The following is a 16620-nucleotide window of genomic DNA, read 5'->3' on the forward strand; positions in this document are numbered from 1 at the left end:
CTAGCCTGCTGCCATGACCGCCGAGTCCCCCGAACTCCCCCTGGCCGCCGCCTTCCCGGCGGCCGAGCGCGAGCAGTGGCAGCGTCTCGTCGAAGGGGTGCTCCGCAAATCGGGCGCCTCCGAGGCCACCGGTGCCGCCGCCGAGGACGCGCTCACCACGGATCTCCAGGACGGGATCCGCGTCCGACCGCTCTACACCGCACAGGACGCGCCACCGGCCGCGGGCCTGCCGGGTTTCCCGCCGTTCATAAGGGCGGGCCGGCCGGAGGGCACGGCCGGCTCGGGGTGGGACGTGCGCCAGCGGCACGCGGGCACCGATCCCCGGCGGGTCAACGAGGCGGTGCTCGCCGACCTGGAGAACGGGGTCACGTCTGTATGGCTGACCGTCGGCGACGGCGGCGTCCCGGTGTCCGGTCTGGCCCAGGCGCTCCAGGGCGTGTATCTGGACCTGGCGCCGGTGGTCCTGGACGCGGGTGCAGAATTCCCCGCGGCGGCAGCGGAGTTGCAGCGGCTCTACCGGGAGTCCGGGGTGGCGCTGGCCGAGACGGCGGGCGCGCTGGGCGCGGACCCGCTGGGCGTGCTCGCCCGGACCGGCGACGACCGCGGACTGGCCGACGGGCTGGCGGCCGCCGCCCACCTGGCCGGCTGGGCCGAGGAGAGCGCCCCGCGGATCCGCGCGGTGACCGTCGACGCCCTGCCGTACCACGAGGCGGGCGGCTCGGCGGCCGAGGAGTTGGGCGCTTCGCTGGCCACCGGCGTGGGCTATCTGCGGGAACTGACCGCGGACGGGCGGGGCCTGGGCATCGACGCGGCCTGCCGGCAGCTGGAGTTCCGCTACGCCGCCACCGCCGACCAGTTCCTGACCATCGCCAAGCTGCGTGCCGCCCGGCTGCTGTGGGCCCGGGTCGCCGAGGTCTGCGGGGTGTCGCCGGCCGCCGCCGCGCAGCGCCAACACGCGGTCACCTCGACGGTCATGATGTCCCGTCGGGACCCGTGGGTGAACATGCTGCGCACCACCGTCGCCGGGCTGTCCGCCGGCCTGGGCGGCGCGGACGCGGTGACCGTGCTGCCGTTCGACGCGGCGCTGGGCCTGCCGGACGCGTTCGCCCGGCGGATCGCCCGGAACACCCAGTCGGTGCTGCTGGAGGAGTCGCACCTGGCGAAGGTGATCGACCCGGCGGGCGGCTCCTGGTACGTCGAGCAGCTCACCGCCGAACTGGCCCGCGCGGGCTGGGCGTTCTTCCAGGAGATCGAGGGCGCCGGCGGCCAGGTCGCCGCGCTGCGGTCCGGGATGCTCGGCGACCGGCTGGCGGAGACCTGGCGGCGGCGCAGCGCGGACCTGGCGCACCGCCGGGAACCGATCACCGGTGTCAGCGAGTTCCCGCAGCTGGCCGAGTCGCCGCTGGAGCGCGAGGCGGCCCCGGTACCGGCCGGCGGGGGGCTGCCGCGGGTACGCCGGGACGACGCGTTCGAGGCGCTGCGGGCCCGTTCCGATGCGCATCTGGCGGCGCACGGGGCGCGCCCCGCGGCGTTCCTGGCCGCGCTGGGCCCGGTCGCGGCGCACACCGCGCGGGTGGCGTTCACCGCCAACCTCTTCCAGGCGGGCGGCATCGAGACCACCGCGGAGCAGGTGACGGCGGAGTCGGTGGCCGCGGCCTTCGCGGCGAGCGGCGCGCGGATCGCCGCGGTGTGTTCCAGTGACGCCGTGTACGCCGAGCAGGCGGCGGAGGTGGCCGCGGCGCTGAAGTCGGCGGGCGCGGTGCGGGTGTATCTGGCGGGCAAACCGCGCGAGCACCGGGAGGATTTCGTGGCGGCCGGAGTGGACACGTTCGTGTTCGCGGGCTGCGACGCGGCCGGGGTGCTGTCCTCGGCCCTGGATGTCACGGAGGTGGCGGGATGAAGGAGACTGCACGACAGGCGGGCGCCATCCCGGACTTCAGCACGGTGGAGCTGGGCGATGCATCCGGGGCGGCGGCGTCCGGTGACCGGGACCGCTGGGCGGAGGCCGTCCAGCAGGCGACCGGCAAGAGCGTCACGGACCTGACCTGGGAGACGCCGGAGGGCATCGACGTCAAGCCGCTCTACACCGCGGACGACCTCGACGACCTGGACTTCCTGGGCACCTACCCGGGCATCGCGCCGTATCTGCGCGGCCCGTACCCGACGATGTACGTCAACCAGCCCTGGACGATCCGGCAGTACGCGGGCTTCTCCACCGCCGAGGAGTCCAACGCCTTCTACCGGCGCAACCTCGCCGCCGGCCAGAAGGGCCTGTCGGTCGCCTTCGACCTGCCCACGCACCGCGGCTACGACAGCGACCACCCGCGGGTGACCGGTGACGTCGGCATGGCGGGCGTGGCGATCGACTCGATCTACGACATGCGGCAGCTCTTCGAGGGCATCCCGCTGGACAAGATGACGGTGTCGATGACGATGAACGGCGCGGTGCTGCCCGTTCTCGCCCTCTACATCGTGGCCGCCGAGGAGCAGGGCGTACCGCCCGAGAAGCTGGCCGGGACCATCCAGAACGACATCCTCAAGGAGTTCATGGTCCGCAACACCTACATCTATCCGCCGCAGCCCTCGATGCGGATCATCTCCGACATCTTCGCGTACACCTCGCAGAAGATGCCGCGCTACAACTCCATCTCGATCTCCGGCTACCACATCCAGGAGGCGGGTGCGACGGCCGACCTGGAGTTGGCGTACACCCTCGCCGACGGGGTGGAGTACCTGCGGGCGGGCATGGCGGCCGGCATGGACGTGGACTCCTTCGCGCCGCGGCTCTCCTTCTTCTGGGCGATCGGCATGAACTTCTTCATGGAGATCGCCAAGCTGCGCGCGGCCCGGCTGCTGTGGGCGCGGCTGGTGAAGCAGTTCGACCCGAAGAACCCCAAGTCGCTCTCGCTGCGCACCCATTCGCAGACCTCGGGCTGGTCGCTGACCGCGCAGGACGTGTTCAACAACGTCACCCGGACGTGTGTGGAGGCGATGGCCGCGACCCAGGGCCACACCCAGTCGCTGCACACCAACGCGCTCGACGAGGCGCTGGCGCTGCCCACCGACTTCTCGGCGCGGATCGCCCGGAACACCCAGCTGTTCCTCCAGCAGGAGTCGGGCACCTGCCGGGTGATCGACCCGTGGGGCGGCAGCGCGTACGTCGAGCGGCTCACCCACGATCTGGCGCGCCGGGCCTGGGCGCACATCGAGGAGGTCGAGGCGGCCGGCGGCATGGCCAAGGCGATCGACGCGGGCATCCCCAAGCTGCGCGTCGAGGAGGCCGCGGCACGTACGCAGGCGCGGATCGACTCCGGGCGTCAGGCGCTGATCGGCGTCAACAAGTACCGGGTGGAGACGGACGAGGAGATCGAGGTCCTCAAGGTCGACAACTCCGCGGTGCGGGCCCAGCAGATCGACAAGCTCAAGCGGCTGCGGGCGGAGCGCGACGAGGACGCCTGCCGGCGGGCACTGCGGGCGCTGACCGAGGCGGCGAAGGCCGCGCCAGGGCCGGGGCTTGAGGGCAATCTGCTGGCGCTGGCGGTGGACGCGGCCCGCGCGATGGCGACCGTCGGGGAGATCTCGGACGCCCTGGAGGAGGTCTACGGCCGCCACTCGGGCCAGATCCGTACCATCTCCGGTGTGTACCGAGACGAAGCGGGACCCTCGTCGGGGGTCGAGCGCACCCGGGAGCTGGTGGCCGCGTTCGAGCGCGCCGAGGGCCGCCGGCCGCGCATCCTGGTGGCCAAGATGGGGCAGGACGGCCATGACCGCGGCCAGAAGGTGATCGCCACGGCCTTCGCCGACCTGGGCTTCGACGTCGACGTCGGCCCGCTGTTCCAGACCCCAGCCGAGGTGGCCCGGCAGGCGGTGGAGGCCGACGTGCACATCGTCGGGGTGTCCTCGCTGGCGGCCGGTCACCTCACGCTGGTGCCGGCGCTGCGGGAGGCGCTGGCGGCGGAGGACCGGGAGGACATCACCATCGTGGTCGGCGGGGTGATCCCGCCGCAGGACGTCCAGCCGCTGCGGGACATGGGCGCCGCCGCGGTGTTCCTGCCCGGCACCGTCATCCCGGACGCGGCCCACGACCTGGTGCGGGACCTGGCGTCGGTCCTCGGCCACGAGCTGTAGAGCGGAGGGGCATGCCTGCGAGGATCGATGTCGACCGGTACGCCGAGGGGGTGCGGGCCGGCTCCCGGGCCTGGATCGCCCGCGCGGTCACCCTGGTCGAGTCCACCCGCGCCGATCACCGGGCGGCGGCCCAGCAGCTGCTGGTGCGGCTGCTGCCGTACTCCGGCGCGGCCCGGCGGGTGGGCATCAGCGGCGTGCCGGGCGTCGGCAAGTCGACCTTCATCGACGCGCTCGGCTCGCTGTTGACCGGGATGGGACACCGGGTGGCGGTGCTGGCCGTCGATCCGTCCTCCAGCCGGACCGGCGGCTCCATCCTCGGCGACAAGACCCGGATGGAGCGGCTGGCGACCGACCCGGCGGCGTTCGTCCGTCCCTCCCCCACGTCCGGCACGCTGGGCGGGGTGGCGCGGGCGACCCGGGAGTCGATCGTGGTGATGGAGGCCGCGGGGTACGACGTGGTGCTGGTGGAGACGGTCGGCGTCGGCCAGTCGGAGACCACCGTCGCCAACATGGTCGACACGTTCCTGCTGCTGACGCTGGCCCGCACCGGGGACCAGCTCCAGGGCATCAAGAAGGGCGTGCTGGAGCTGGCGGACCTGGTGTCGGTCAACAAGGCGGACGGCCCGCACGAGCGGGACGCCCGGTCGGCGGCGCGCGAACTCGCCGGCGCCCTGCGGCTGTTGCAGCCGGCCGACGCGGCGTGGACCCCGCCGGTGCTCACCTGCAGCGCCCGCGAGGGCACCGGGCTCAAGACGGTGTGGGAGCGGATCGAGCAGCACCGCACCCTGCTGGAGTCCACCGGCGCGCTCGCCGAGCGGCGCCGCGCCCAGCAGGTCGACTGGACGTGGTCGATGGTCCGGGACCGGCTGATCGACCGCCTCCAGGAGCATCCGGAGGTCCGTCGGCTGGGTCCGGAGGTCGAGGGGGCGGTCCGCGCGGGCGAGATCACCGCGACCCTGGCGGCGGAGCGGCTGCTGTCGGCCTTCGGCCTGGGCGACGGATTGGCCGAGGGCCTGGCCGGCGGCCGCGCGGGCGGTTCTGACGGCGGCGCGCTCGGTGGTTCGGCCGGCGACGTGACGGACGGTGCGTCAGGGGAGCGGGCGAGCGCGACCTGAGCGGGTGACGGCCGGGCCGCGACGACTGCCCGGCCCGCCCCCTGCGCCCCCGGGGCCAGGGCCCCTTACGGGTTCCCCTACACCGTCGGGAGGACGTGCGAACCGGTCGCGCTCCGGGTGCGGTAGGGGAAAGTGTCTCCCCCTGTACGACGCCCGGGCACGCCCCGGCGGCGGATGATCGACTCCGGAGGCGGCCGTTGCCGGGCCGCCGTGCCCGAACTGGAGACCGCCGTGCCGAGCCCCTTCCTCCACACCACCCCCGTGGACCCCGCCACCACGGCGTCGCCGCGCCTCGCGGCCGTGCACGCCCAGTTGGCGGGTCACTTCGGCCCGGCCGGGATACCCGCGGAGTTCCGGCTGCTGTTCGGCGTGCCGGACCTGCTGTGCGCGACCTGGGTGGCGGTCCGCGAGTCACTGCTGACCGGCAGCGCCGCCCGTACCGACAAGGAGTTGGTGGCGGCCGGCGTGGCGCGGGCCATGCGGTGCCCGCCGGTGGTGCGCACCCATGCCCGGGCGCTGCACGCCGCCGGCCACCGCACGCTGGCCCGGACGGTCCGCGACGGCGGCACGCCCAAGGACCCCGACCATGCCCGGCTGTTGGCCTGGGGTGCGGGCGCCGACGCCCCGGACGCCCCGCCGCCCGGCCCGCCCGACCACGCCCCCGAGTTCCTCGGCACCGCCCTGACCGCGCACTTCCTGACCCGGCTGGGCTCCGCGCTGCTGTCCGCGCGGGCGGGCCGCGCCGCCGAGCGGTGGCCGCACCGCCTGCTGGGCGGCGGGGGCGCGGCGCGTCCGACACCGGCCCACGCGCCGCGCCCCGGGGAGAGCCTGCCGCTGCTGGCGGGCCCGATCGGCCCGGAGCCGGCCTGGGCCGGCGGGGCGCCGCTGGGCGCGGGGGTGGCGGCGCTCCGGTCCGCGGCGGTGGCGGACCGGGACCCGTGGCTCTCCGACGCCGTCCGCACGCGGGTGCGGACGGTCGTCGCCGCTCATGGGGGCCACCCGTCCGACACCGGCCTGACGGATCGTCAGCCTGCCGCCCGGGCCTGGCTCTACGCGGCGCTGGAAGGGCTGCGCGGCGCCGACCGCCCGACCGTCGCGGTGGCGCTCCTGGTGGCCCTGGAACCGTCCCAACTCACCGCGGCGGACGTAGAGTTCTGGCGCCTCACGGCTCCGGACGGGGCGTCCGACGACACCGCACTGCTGCGCCTGGCCGCGTTCGGCGCGTACACCGCCGTGGAGCGCGTCGAGCGGTCCCTCGCCGAGGCGGCGCTGGGTTCGGGTACTCACTCGCGGACCTGAGTAGTCCGACTCATGACGCCCGGGTGCCGGGCCCCGAAAATGTCGGTACCACCCACCGACCGGGGCCGGGAGACATCATGGGGGCCAACAGCTATCCGCAGGACGTCGAGCGCGGGCTCTTCGAGGGCAATCCGCTGGCGGACCTGATCGAGGGGTTCTGCCTCACCCTGGAGGCGGGCGGCGAGCTGGAGGCCGGACCGGTGGTGCACGTCCAGCTGCGGCCCGGGGTGGCGCTGTCCCCGGTCGAGGCGGACCAGCTCGCCAAGATCTGTCAGCAGGGCGTCCAGCGCCAACTGGACTGCCACGCGGGGGATTTCGCGGCCCATCCGGAGCAGGGTCCGGCCGCGAACGAACTGGCCATCGCCGTGCATCCGTACCGCAGCGGCCCGTTCGCCGACCCCGCCGCGATCCGCAACGGCTATCTGTTGCGCGGCGGATCCTGAGCGCCGGGTTCGACGCGGCCGGTCCGCCTGGTCAGCCGTGCCGTGCCGGGTCCTCCGCGGCGCCCTTCGACGCCGTGTAGTACGCCACCGCCACGTCCCGGAAGCGGGCCGCGGCCACCGACAGATAGCCGTCCGCGCGTCGGACGAGGCTGAGCGTGCGGAAGCAGCCGGGGGCGTCGAGGCGCACCCAGGAGATCGGCTCGTGCGCGGTGGCCTCGCGGGCGAGCGTGGGGCCCAGGCCGATGCCGAGTCCGGCCCGGATCAGGAAGAGGGTGGCGGCGGGCTCGTCGCCCTCACAGGCGATCACCGGTCGCCGACCCGTCGGCGCGAACAGCCGGTCCAGCAGGACGCGTTGCCAGTGACCGGGCCCGGTGGTGATGAACGGTTCGCCGAACAGGTCGGCGATCGAGACCCGCTCCCGGCCGGCCAGCCGGTGCCCGGCCGGCACCACGAGCTGCACCTCCTCGCGCCGCAATCGCACCGTCTCCAGCCCCGGCCCGTCCAGCGGCTGCGAGGCCACGCAGAAGTCCACCTCGCGGGTCCGGAGCTGATCGAGCATCGTCTCGGGGGTGGACTGCAGGAGCCGCACCGCGACGCCGGGGTAGGCGGCCCGGAAGTCGCCGAGCAGGTGGGCGAGCGGCATCAGGGTCTCCGCGGCGATCGCCACGCTCCCCTGGTCGATCCCGGCCGCGTCGTGCAACTCCCGTCGCCCGTCGTCGAGTTCGTCCAGGGCCCGCTCCACCCGGACGAGGAACGCGGCCCCGTAGCGGTTGAGCCGGACGGTGCGGCCCTGCCGGTCGAAGAGCGGCACCCCCAGCTCGGCCTCCAACCGGGCGATGGTGCGGCTCACCGAGGGCTGGGCCACCCGCAGCTCCTCGGCGGCCCGGCTGATGTGTTCCCGTCGCGCGACCGCGCGGAAGTAGCGCAGCGACAGCAGATCCATCGGCTCCCGGTCCCCGGCGGTCGGTCCCGCGGCAGCTCAGCCGCGCGCCATCACCGTAGCCCACACCGTTTTGCCCGACGCGTCCGGCGGTGTCCAGCCCCAGGAGTCGCTGAGCCGGTCGACGAGGTGGAGCCCGCGCCCGCACTCGGCCAGCTCGTCCCGCGGTCGCAGCACGGGCGCCGTGGACCCGCCGTCGGAGACCGCGCACAGCACGCCGTGTTCCTGCCGGGTCAGCGCCAGCCACGCCTGGCAGAAGCGCCCCTCCATAAGGAGGTCGAGGCCCATGCCGAGGGGATCGACGGATCCGTGTCGCAGGGCGTTGGTGACCAGCTCCGAAACGATCAGGACCGCACTGTCGGCGAGGTGCGGGCACATCCGCCAGGCTTCGAGGGTGCTCCGGGTGAACCGTCGCGCCTCCGCCACGGTGCACTGCGCACCGCCGAGCGCACAGGCCGCGAAGCCGTCCGGGCCGGGCATCCACCACGCTTCACGGCCGGTGGTGGCCGCTGGCTCCCCTCCTTCCCGGAGGCTGTCGCGCTCGGACTGTGCCGGGTGTGTGGTCATCACGATCTCCGCGGAGGGGCATACGGGTTGGGCGCGTCCGGGACGGTCTGGGCGGGGCCGCCCCAGGGGGCTAATATCCTCGTCAGCCGTCCATCGCTGCAAGTGCATCTGCAATTACATCGACACGGACGGCACCCCAGGGACAGGATCACGCCAACCGTGATCACGGTCCCGGATCGGTCCCGAGCACACCCCCCACCAAGGGAGCAGCTGTGATGGAGTCGATGACCAACGGGATGCCGGCCACCGGCATCGAAGGCGCGGTGTGGCGCAAGAGCCGCCGCAGCAACCCCAACGGCAACTGCGTTGAACTGGCGCTTCTTCCGGACGGCGGAGTCGCGGTGCGCAACTCGCGACACACCGCGGGACCCGCGCTGATCTACACCCGCGCCGAGATGGCCGCCTTCGTACAGGGCGCCAAGGACGGCGAGTTCGATGATCTGTTCCCCCACGACTGAGCAGAGGACCACCCTCACGCGCCATAACTGAGGCATATGTCGGCCGGATAGTCGGCGTAGGTGTACGCCCTCACGGGGCAATGGGACACTGGGCGTTCACCCGACCACTCAGGGGAGTCACCATGAGCGCCGCGCAGCCGAGCAGCGACCCGTCCCTGCGCCGCTATCTGGACCATCCGCGCGGCGGCCCGACCGTCCTGCGCATCGTGCTGGGCACCCAACTGCGCCGGTTGCGGGAAGCCGCGGGCATCACCCGCGAGGCCGCCGGGGACGCCATCCGCGCCTCCCACGCCAAGATCAGCCGCCTGGAACTGGGCCGGGTGAGCTGCAAGGAACGCGATGTCGCCGACCTGTTGACGCTGTACGACGTCACCGACAGCACCGCCCGCGCCACCTTCCTCACCCTCGCCCGCCGGACCGGCAAGCCCGGGTGGTGGCACCAGTTCAGCGACGTGCTGCCCGGCTGGTTCGAGACCCATCTCGGCCTGGAATCGGCCGCCTCGGTCATCCGCACCTACGAAGTCCAGTTCGTACCCGGCCTGTTGCAGACGCCGCAGTACGCCCGCGCGGTGGCCCGGCTGGGCAACCCGGGAGCCACTCCGGAGGAGACCGAACAGCGGGTCGGACTACGGATGGAGAGACAGCGGCTGTTGACGCTCACCGACGCGCCCCGGCTGTGGGCCATCATCGACGAGGCGTGCCTGCGCCGCCCGTTGGGCGGACCCGAGGTGATGGGCAGTCAGGTCCGGCACCTCCTGGAGATGGCGCGGCTGCCGAACATCACCCTCCAGGTCGCACCGTTCGCCCTCGGCGGCCTCGCCGCGGCGGGCGGCCCGATCACCATCCTCCGCTTCCTGGAACCCGACCTCCCCGACATCGTCTATCTGGAGCAGCTGACCAGCGCGCTGTACCTGGACAAGCGCGACGACGTCGACCACTACCTGGCCGTGATGGACCGGCTCAGCGCCCAGGCCGAGTCACCGCGGAACTCCCTCGCGATGCTGGAGCGGATGGTGGAGCAGGCGGGCTGACGGGCGGGCCGGGCCCGGCGACCGCCCCGGATCCCGCCCCGCTCCGGCGCCGTCGCGCCGCTACGGCTTGCGCGCCACGCCCCCGTACTCGATCCACTCCTGCGTCAGCTGCTTGGGGCCGGCGTCCAACGGATCCGGTCGCCAGGTCGAGACCTCCACCAGCCCCGGCTCCTGGATCTCCAACCCGGTCAGGAACGAGCGCAGTTCATGCTGCTGCCGTACCCGCCCCCAGTTCCCCTGGGTGCTGACCCGCATGAACTCGGTGACGAAGTCCCGCGTCGCGACGTCCTCGCTCACGAGCTGACACACCACCAGGAAGCTGCCGGGGACCAGCCGTTCGGCCACCCGGCGGACCAGGGCGGCCGGGTCGTCGGCGTCCGGGATGCAGTGCAGCACGGAGACGAACAGCGCGGCGACCGGCTCGTCGAGATCGGTCAGCCGCCGCACCTCCGGGCTGCCGAAGATCCCGTCGGTGTCCCGCATGTCCGCCTGGATGACGGCGGTGTTCTCGTTCTCCTCCAGCAGCGCCCGGCCGTGCGCCAGCACGATGGGATCGTTGTCGACGTAGACCACCCGCGATCCGGGATCGACCTGCTGGGCGACCTGGTGGACGTTGTCCTGGGTCGGCAGCCCGGAGCCGTGGTCGATGAACTGCCGGATGCCCTGCTCGCGGGCCAGCCAGCGGACCGCCCGGCGCAGGAACCGCCGGTTGTTGATCGCCAGCACCCGGGTGCTCGGGACGACCTTGCTCAGCTCCTCGCACGCCTCGCGGTCCACCGCGTAGTTGTCCTTGCCGCCGAGGTAGTGGTCGTACATCCGCGCGACACTCGGAATGCTCACGTCGACGGCGCTGGACAGCTGCCGGTTTTCTTGGCTCATTCCCCACTCTTCCCGTCGGATTGCGGTGCGGGTAACCGTACGACCACCAGGCGTCAGCTCCAACTGGCGGGCGGGTACGGGCAGTCGGGCGGATGCGCCGACGGGCGCGGGCCGAGCGATTCGCGCCATCCCGCCGACGAACACGGCGGGCGCGGAGCGGGCCGCGGCGGGTCGGGCGTGCGGGAAGACGCGCATCGCTCGGCCGCCCCCTTCCGGGGCCGGGGAATCGCTGCGACCGGCCGGCGTTCTCATCGGCCTCTCACGGTCCGCTCATGGCCCGGTCACACGGGGTGCCTACGGTCGGGGCCGAGGCCGCGATCCGTCGGCCGGAGGAGAGGGCACCGTGTACCACCTGACCGGCGTGACGAAGGACTACCGCCGCGGCGGTGAGCTGGTGCGGGCCCTGGACGGCGTCGCGTTCTCCGTGGCGGACGGCACCGCGCTCGCCGTCCAGGGGCCGCGCGGCGCGGGTGCCTCGACGCTGCTGCGGATCCTCGGCGGACTGGAGCGGCCGACCCGGGGCAGCGTACTGCTCGACGGTACGGATCTGGCCACCGTCACCGCCTCCCGGCTCGGCCGGATCCGCGCCGAGTCGATCGGTCTGATCGGTTCGGGCGACGGTGACGATCCCGGGCCACTCGCGGGGCTGACCGTGCGGCAGGGCGTGGCCGCCGCGCTGGCCCCGCTGCGGCTGCGGCCGGCCGATCGCTGGGAGTTGGCCGGGGACGCGCTGGCCGAGGTCGGGCTGTCCGCCCGGGGCGACCTGCTGCCGGGGCAGCTGGACCGGTACGCGCGCCGGCGGGCGGCGCTCGCCCGGGCGCTGGTGAAGCGGCCCACCGTACTGCTCGCGGAACGGCCGACCGCGGGCCTGCCGCCGTCCGCCCGGGCGGAGTTCACCGAGCTGCTGGTGCGGGTGTGGGGCGAGTACCGGCTCACCTGCGTCGTCGCCACGGACGACGAGGCCCTGGCGGGGCGCACGGCCCGGCGGTTGGTGCTCGCCGGGGGCCGGGTGGTCGCCGCGGGCCGGGTGGCCGGTTCTGGTCGGGGCGGGGCGGCGTCCTGGTGTCCGCGCGGGGCGGGCCGGTAGAAGAGGGGCATGACCACAGAGCAGAGCGAGTCCACAGGCCGGGCGCCGCTCGGTCCGCCCGCCGGCGGCCGGTCGGAGCCGCCCGGTACCGAGGAGATGGTGCGCGCCAACGAGGCCAACTGGGACGCCCGCACCCCGGTCCATGTGGCCAGCGCGTTCTACGGACTGGACGGGTCGCGGAGCGCCGAGGACTGGTTCGCGCCGTTCGAATGGTCCGACCTCGGCGAGCTGGCAGGCCGCGATGTGCTGCATCTGCAGTGCCATCTGGGCACCGAGACGGCCGCGTTCGCGGACCGGGGCGCACGGGCGGTGGGGCTGGACTTCTCCGCCGAGGCGGTGGCGCAGGCCCGGCGGCTGGCCGCGGAGACCGGCCGGGAAATGGAGTTCGTGCGGTCGGACGTGTACCGGGCGGTCGAGGCGCTCGGCGACCGCCGGTTCGATGTGGTCTACACCGGCAAGGGCGCAGTGTGCTACCTGCCGGACCTCGCCGCGTGGGCGGGGACGGTCGCCGCCCTGCTGCGGCCGGGCGGAACGTTCTACCTGGTGGAGTTCCACCCGCTGCTGAACGCGCTGGGCCCGACGCCGCCCACCGACCCGGACACCCCGCCGCTGCTGCTCCGCCACGACTACCTGGCCGGCCGGGGCCCGCTGCGCAGCGACACCCCCACCACGTACACCGACGGCCCGCCGCTCCAGGGCGCCACCACGAGTTACGAGTGGCGGCACGGCGTCGGGGAGGTGCTCGACGCGCTGATCGGGGCCGGGCTGACCCTGCGGGGCGTCCGGGAGAGCGAGGTGCTGCCGTGGCCGCGCTTCCCGTCGATGGTGCCGGACACCAACGGCTGGTGGCGGCTGCCCGACTCCGAGCCGATCATTCCGCTGCTGTACGCGGTGCGGGCGGTGAAGCCGGAGCTGCCGTAGCCGACTGCGGCTCGCTCCGTCCTCTCAGTCAGCGCGCCGGTAGACCGAGCGCAGCAGTTGGTCCTTGGCCGGGCCGGTGACCCGCCACTGCAGGTGCCAGCGGTCCTCGGCGACGGCGGTGAACGTGCCCTCGTAGCGGTCCGCGGCACAGGGGTGGACGGCGGTCCAGCGGCCGGTCCGCAGATCCAGGTCGTGGAACGGGCGGCCGTCGGCGAAGGAGACCGCGGCGGTGCCGTCGGACCGGGGGCGCAGCCGCAGCGTGCGGGTCGCCGGGTGCACCACGCCGTCCCAGGTCAGCTCGCCCTCCTCGGCGTGGCGGAGCGCCCCGTCGGGGCCGTCCGGCCGGAAGTCCGCGGTGCCGCGGAAGCTGCCGTCGATGCCGGCCCGCAGGTCGTGCACGGCGCGCTCGACGAGCCAACGGCCGGTGAGGTAGGCGGCGGCGTCGGTGACCAGGTACATGCCCCCATTGTCGGGCAGCACCGGTCGGTCACCCGATCGGCCCCACCGCGCGCCCCGCCGGCCCGGCCCGGCGCCCCGTACCGTGCGGTCCCCCGACAGCGGAATTACGCTCGGTGCGGAGATCACCACCGAAAGAGAACATCGCGGCCGGGTGCCCGTCCCGTGTGTGCCCGCCGCCGGCACCCACCCGGAGACGAGACCGAAAGGCCCACCCATGCCTGAGCTGTTCATCGGCGGTCAGTGGACCGCAGCGGCCGACGGGCAGGTGCGGGAGATCCGCTGCCCGGCGGACGGCACACTCGTCGCGACGGTCGATGAGGGCGGACCGAAGGACGTGGCGGCGGCGATCACCGCGGCCCGGCTGGCGTTCGACGACGGGGCGTGGCCGCGCACCCCGGCCGCCGAGCGCGGTCGGGTGGTGCTGCGGGTCGCCGAGCTGCTGGAGCGGGACCGGGAGGCGCTGGCCCGGGCCGAGTCGCTGGACACCGGCAAGCGACTGGTGGAGAGCGGCTACGACATGGACGACATCGCGGGCTGCTTCCGCTACTTCGGCAACCTGGGGGCGGCCGGCGGCACCGACCGGGTGGTGGACACCGGGATCGCCGAGGCCGACAGCACGGTGCGGCACGAGCCGGTCGGGGTCTGCGCGCTGATCACGCCGTGGAACTACCCGCTGCTGCAGACCGCCTGGAAGGTCGCGCCGGCCCTGGCCGCCGGGAACACCTTCGTGCTGAAGCCGAGCGAGCTGACCCCGCACACCGCGATCCACCTGATGCGGCTGCTGGCGGAGGCCGGGGTACCGGACGGGGCGGCCAACATGGTGCTGGGCACCGGTCCCCTCGTCGGGGCGCCGCTGACCGAGGATCCGCGGGTGGACATGGTGTCGTTCACCGGCGGTCTGGTCACCGGACGCCGCATCATGGCGGCGGCGGCGCCCACGGTGAAGAAGATCGCCCTCGAACTGGGCGGCAAGAACCCCAACATCGTCTTCGCCGATGCCGACTTCGACGCCGCCGTCGACTACGCCATGACGGCGGTCTTCCTGCACTCCGGGCAGGTCTGCTCGGCGGGCGCCCGGCTGCTGGTCCAGGAGGATCTGCATGACCGGTTCGTGGACGAACTGGTGACCCGCGCCCGGCGGATCCCGCTCGGCGGCCCGTTCGACGAGCGGGCCCGCACCGGTCCGCTGATCTCCGCGGCGCACCGGGCGAAGGTCGCGGCGTATGTGGCGGCCGGGCTGGACGAGGGCGCGGTGCTGCGCTGCGGGGGCGCGCCACCGGACGACCCGGAGCTGGCGGACGGCTTCTACTACCTGCCGACGGTGCTGGACGAGTGCACCCCGGACATGTCGGTGGTGCGCGACGAGTCGTTCGGGCCGGTGCTGACCGTGGAGCGGTTCCGCGACGAGGAGGAGGCGGTGTCGCTGGCCAACGACACGGTGTACGGGCTGGCCGGGGCGGTGTGGACGCAGGACAGCGAGCGCGCGCACCGGGTGGCGTCCCGGCTGCGGGCCGGCACCGTGTGGATCAACGACTTCCATCCGTACGTGCCGCAGGCCGAGTGGGGCGGGATGAAGCAGTCCGGGATCGGCCGGGAGCTGGGGCCGGCCGGGCTGGCGGAGTACCAGGAGGCCAAGCACATCTGGCGGAACACCGCGCCGCGCCCGCAGAGGTGGTTCGAGTGACCGGTTCCGGTTCCGTTCCCCCCGGCTCCGCCGAGGGGTCCGCCGACGACGGCGGGCACGAGGACGGGGCGCTGGCCGAGCTCGGCTACAAGCCCGAACTCAAGCGCACCCTCGGCAACTTCCACACCTTCGCCGCCGGCATCAGCTACATCTCCATCCTCACCGGCACCTTCCAGCTGTTCTACTTCGGCGTGAGCCACGGCGGCCCGGCGTACTGGTGGTCCTGGCCGATGGTCTTCGTCGGCCAGCTGATGGTGGCGCTGTGCTTCTGCGAGCTGGCCTGCCGCTACCCGGTGGCCGGGTCGATCTACAACTGGGCGAAGCAGCTGGGCGGTCCGCACGCGGGGTGGCTCGGCGGCTGGATGATGCTCACCGCGTCGATGGTCTCGCTGGCCGCGGTGGCGCTGGCCTACCAGGTGACGCTGCCGCAGATCTCGTCGTGGTTCCAGTTCGTCGGCAACGGCACCGGAAAGACCGACGCGGCGGCCAACGCGGTCCTCCTGGGCACCGTCCTGATCGCCTTCACCACCCTGGTCAACGCCTTCGGTGTGAAGCTGATGGCGCGGATCAACTCGGCCGGCGTGGCCATCGAGCTGATCGCCGCGATCGTGCTGATCCTGCTGTTGGCCGCGCACGTCACCCGCGGCCCGGCGACCGCGCTCACCGACACCTTCGGCAAGGGCCACGGCGAGACCCTGGGGTACTTCGGTGCGTTCCTGACCGCCTCGCTCGCCTCCGCGTACGTCATGTACGGCTTCGACACCGCCTCCTCGCTGGGCGAGGAGTCCAAGGACCCGACCCGCAACGCCCCCCGGGCGATCCTGCGCGCGCTGATCGCCTCGTTCGTCATCGGTGGGCTGATCCTGCTGTTCGCGCTGCTGGCCGTCCCCGACCTGCACGACGAGCGGCTGTCGGTGGACGGCCTCCAGTACGTCGTGCTGGCGACCCTCGGATCGACGGTCGGGCAGATCGTCCTGTGGTGCGTGGTCGTCGCGATCACCGTCTGCGAACTGGCGGTGCACACCGCCGCCATCCGGCTGGCGTACGCGATGGCCCGGGACAACAACCTCCCGGCGTCGGCGCGGCTGGCCCGGGTCAGCCCGCGGTTCCAGACGCCGGTGGTGCCCGCGGTGGTGATCGGGGTGATCGGCGTCGCGATCCTGCTGATCAACGTCAATCAGCCGCAGATCTTCTCGGTGATCACCAGCATCGCGATCATCATGATCTATCTGGCGTATCTGATGGTGACGCTGCCGATGCTGGTGCAGCGGCTGCGCGGCAGGTGGACCGCGCGCGAGGGCGCCTTCTCGCTGGGCCGGTTCGGCCTGCCGGTCAACGTCCTGGCGGTGCTCTGGGGACTGGCGATGTCCGTCAACCTCGCCTGGCCGCGCGCCGCGGTCTACAACGCCACCGGCCCGCAGCACTGGTATCTGCGCTGGGGCGCCTTCCTGTTCATCGGCGTCGTGGCGCTCGGCGGCTTCGCCTACTACTGGTTCGTCCAACGGCACCGCACCGGCGTGCTGGCCTCGCACGCCGCCGAGGGCGCGGACTCCGGCGACACCGCGCCCGCACCCTGATCCCGCCCCGTCCCCCGTCCGCCCCTCCCGAC

The 16620-nt window shown here is 73.4% G+C and carries 15 protein-coding genes; 11 read left to right on the forward strand and 4 right to left on the reverse strand.

Features of this window, described 5'->3' with window-relative positions:
* The first annotated feature begins 13 nt into the window (after positions 1-13).
* From JNO44_RS40575 to JNO44_RS40595, 5 genes are all read left to right on the forward strand, one after another.
* Positions 14-1900, forward strand: coding sequence for a methylmalonyl-CoA mutase subunit beta (locus JNO44_RS40575; protein WP_205368949.1), 1887 nt, complete (start codon positions 14-16; stop codon positions 1898-1900).
* Complete coding sequence (gene scpA, locus JNO44_RS40580; RefSeq protein ID WP_205368950.1) at positions 1897-4128, forward strand: methylmalonyl-CoA mutase; 2232 nt, start codon at positions 1897-1899, stop codon at positions 4126-4128. Before JNO44_RS40575 ends, scpA begins: the two co-directional genes overlap by 4 nt.
* A gap of 11 nt (positions 4129-4139) precedes the next feature.
* On the forward strand, positions 4140-5243 hold the full coding sequence (gene meaB, locus JNO44_RS40585) for a methylmalonyl Co-A mutase-associated GTPase MeaB (RefSeq protein ID WP_235094962.1): 1104 nt from the start codon (positions 4140-4142) through the stop codon (positions 5241-5243).
* A 174-nt stretch (positions 5244-5417) separates the two neighbouring features.
* Positions 5418-6542 (forward strand): DNA-binding protein, encoded by a 1125-nt coding sequence (locus JNO44_RS40590; protein WP_240167885.1) that lies wholly within the window; start codon positions 5418-5420, stop codon positions 6540-6542.
* A 77-nt stretch (positions 6543-6619) separates the two neighbouring features.
* On the forward strand, positions 6620-6985 hold the full coding sequence (locus JNO44_RS40595; protein ID WP_205368951.1) for a coenzyme f390 synthetase: 366 nt from the start codon (positions 6620-6622) through the stop codon (positions 6983-6985).
* A 31-nt stretch (positions 6986-7016) separates the two neighbouring features.
* On the opposite strand, the gene JNO44_RS40600 is transcribed toward JNO44_RS40595, so the two are convergent.
* Together JNO44_RS40600 and JNO44_RS40605 are read right to left on the reverse strand one after the other, a co-directional pair.
* Positions 7017-7928, reverse strand: a complete 912-nt coding sequence (locus tag JNO44_RS40600) for a LysR family transcriptional regulator (RefSeq protein ID WP_205368952.1) — start codon at positions 7926-7928, stop codon at positions 7017-7019.
* Positions 7929-7964: 36 nt separating this feature from the next.
* Positions 7965-8492 (reverse strand): ATP-binding protein, encoded by a 528-nt coding sequence (locus tag JNO44_RS40605; RefSeq protein ID WP_205368953.1) that lies wholly within the window; start codon positions 8490-8492, stop codon positions 7965-7967.
* A 215-nt stretch (positions 8493-8707) separates the two neighbouring features.
* Here JNO44_RS40605 and JNO44_RS40610 point away from each other — a divergent pair, with 215 nt between their 5' ends.
* Complete coding sequence (locus JNO44_RS40610; RefSeq protein ID WP_039630922.1) at positions 8708-8950, forward strand: DUF397 domain-containing protein; 243 nt, start codon at positions 8708-8710, stop codon at positions 8948-8950.
* A 122-nt stretch (positions 8951-9072) separates the two neighbouring features.
* Positions 9073-9981 carry a helix-turn-helix domain-containing protein gene (locus JNO44_RS40615; RefSeq protein ID WP_205368954.1) on the forward strand — a complete coding sequence of 303 codons (909 nt, stop codon included), beginning with the start codon at positions 9073-9075 and terminating at the stop codon, positions 9979-9981.
* Between the two features lie 60 nt (positions 9982-10041).
* Here JNO44_RS40615 and JNO44_RS40620 read toward each other — a convergent pair whose 3' ends face one another.
* A complete protein-coding gene (locus JNO44_RS40620; RefSeq protein WP_205368955.1) occupies positions 10042-10860 on the reverse strand; it encodes an SAM-dependent methyltransferase in 819 nt (272 codons plus the stop codon).
* Between the two features lie 343 nt (positions 10861-11203).
* Here JNO44_RS40620 and JNO44_RS40625 point away from each other — a divergent pair, with 343 nt between their 5' ends.
* Together JNO44_RS40625 and JNO44_RS40630 are read left to right on the forward strand one after the other, a co-directional pair.
* Entirely contained in the window at positions 11204-11947 is a 744-nt protein-coding gene (locus tag JNO44_RS40625) for an ATP-binding cassette domain-containing protein (protein WP_205368956.1), read from the forward strand.
* A 9-nt stretch (positions 11948-11956) separates the two neighbouring features.
* Entirely contained in the window at positions 11957-12868 is a 912-nt protein-coding gene (locus JNO44_RS40630) for a class I SAM-dependent methyltransferase (protein WP_420882726.1), read from the forward strand.
* Positions 12869-12892: 24 nt separating this feature from the next.
* On the opposite strand, the gene JNO44_RS40635 is transcribed toward JNO44_RS40630, so the two are convergent.
* The gene (locus JNO44_RS40635; protein WP_205368957.1) at positions 12893-13327 is read right to left on the reverse strand and encodes a DUF6314 family protein; all 435 of its coding nucleotides are present in this window, start codon (positions 13325-13327) and stop codon (positions 12893-12895) included.
* A gap of 214 nt (positions 13328-13541) precedes the next feature.
* Here JNO44_RS40635 and JNO44_RS40640 point away from each other — a divergent pair, with 214 nt between their 5' ends.
* Positions 13542-15011, forward strand: a complete 1470-nt coding sequence (locus JNO44_RS40640; RefSeq protein WP_205368958.1) for an aldehyde dehydrogenase family protein — start codon at positions 13542-13544, stop codon at positions 15009-15011.
* Complete coding sequence (locus tag JNO44_RS40645; RefSeq protein ID WP_205368959.1) at positions 15008-16588, forward strand: APC family permease; 1581 nt, start codon at positions 15008-15010, stop codon at positions 16586-16588. The genes JNO44_RS40640 and JNO44_RS40645 overlap by 4 nt, the downstream gene beginning before the upstream one ends.
* Positions 16589-16620: the final 32 nt, after the last annotated feature.

The sequence above is a fragment of the Streptomyces noursei genome (genome assembly GCF_016917755.1).
GTDB classification, from domain to species: Bacteria; Actinomycetota; Actinomycetes; order Streptomycetales; family Streptomycetaceae; genus Streptomyces; species Streptomyces yunnanensis.

Coding starts and splice junctions, on each gene's coding strand:
- JNO44_RS40575 (WP_205368949.1), top strand. CDS start 14: ATGACCGCCGAGTCCCCCGAACTCCCCCTGGCCGCCGCCTTCCCGGCG.
- scpA (WP_205368950.1), top strand. CDS start 1,897: ATGAAGGAGACTGCACGACAGGCGGGCGCCATCCCGGACTTCAGCACG.
- meaB (WP_235094962.1), top strand. CDS start 4,140: ATGCCTGCGAGGATCGATGTCGACCGGTACGCCGAGGGGGTGCGGGCC.
- JNO44_RS40590 (WP_240167885.1), top strand. CDS start 5,418: ATGATCGACTCCGGAGGCGGCCGTTGCCGGGCCGCCGTGCCCGAACTG.
- JNO44_RS40595 (WP_205368951.1), top strand. CDS start 6,620: ATGGGGGCCAACAGCTATCCGCAGGACGTCGAGCGCGGGCTCTTCGAG.
- JNO44_RS40600 (WP_205368952.1), bottom strand. CDS start 7,928: ATGGATCTGCTGTCGCTGCGCTACTTCCGCGCGGTCGCGCGACGGGAA.
- JNO44_RS40605 (WP_205368953.1), bottom strand. CDS start 8,492: ATGACCACACACCCGGCACAGTCCGAGCGCGACAGCCTCCGGGAAGGA.
- JNO44_RS40610 (WP_039630922.1), top strand. CDS start 8,708: ATGGAGTCGATGACCAACGGGATGCCGGCCACCGGCATCGAAGGCGCG.
- JNO44_RS40615 (WP_205368954.1), top strand. CDS start 9,073: ATGAGCGCCGCGCAGCCGAGCAGCGACCCGTCCCTGCGCCGCTATCTG.
- JNO44_RS40620 (WP_205368955.1), bottom strand. CDS start 10,860: ATGAGCCAAGAAAACCGGCAGCTGTCCAGCGCCGTCGACGTGAGCATT.
- JNO44_RS40630 (WP_420882726.1), top strand. CDS start 11,957: ATGACCACAGAGCAGAGCGAGTCCACAGGCCGGGCGCCGCTCGGTCCG.
- JNO44_RS40635 (WP_205368957.1), bottom strand. CDS start 13,327: ATGTACCTGGTCACCGACGCCGCCGCCTACCTCACCGGCCGTTGGCTC.
- JNO44_RS40640 (WP_205368958.1), top strand. CDS start 13,542: ATGCCTGAGCTGTTCATCGGCGGTCAGTGGACCGCAGCGGCCGACGGG.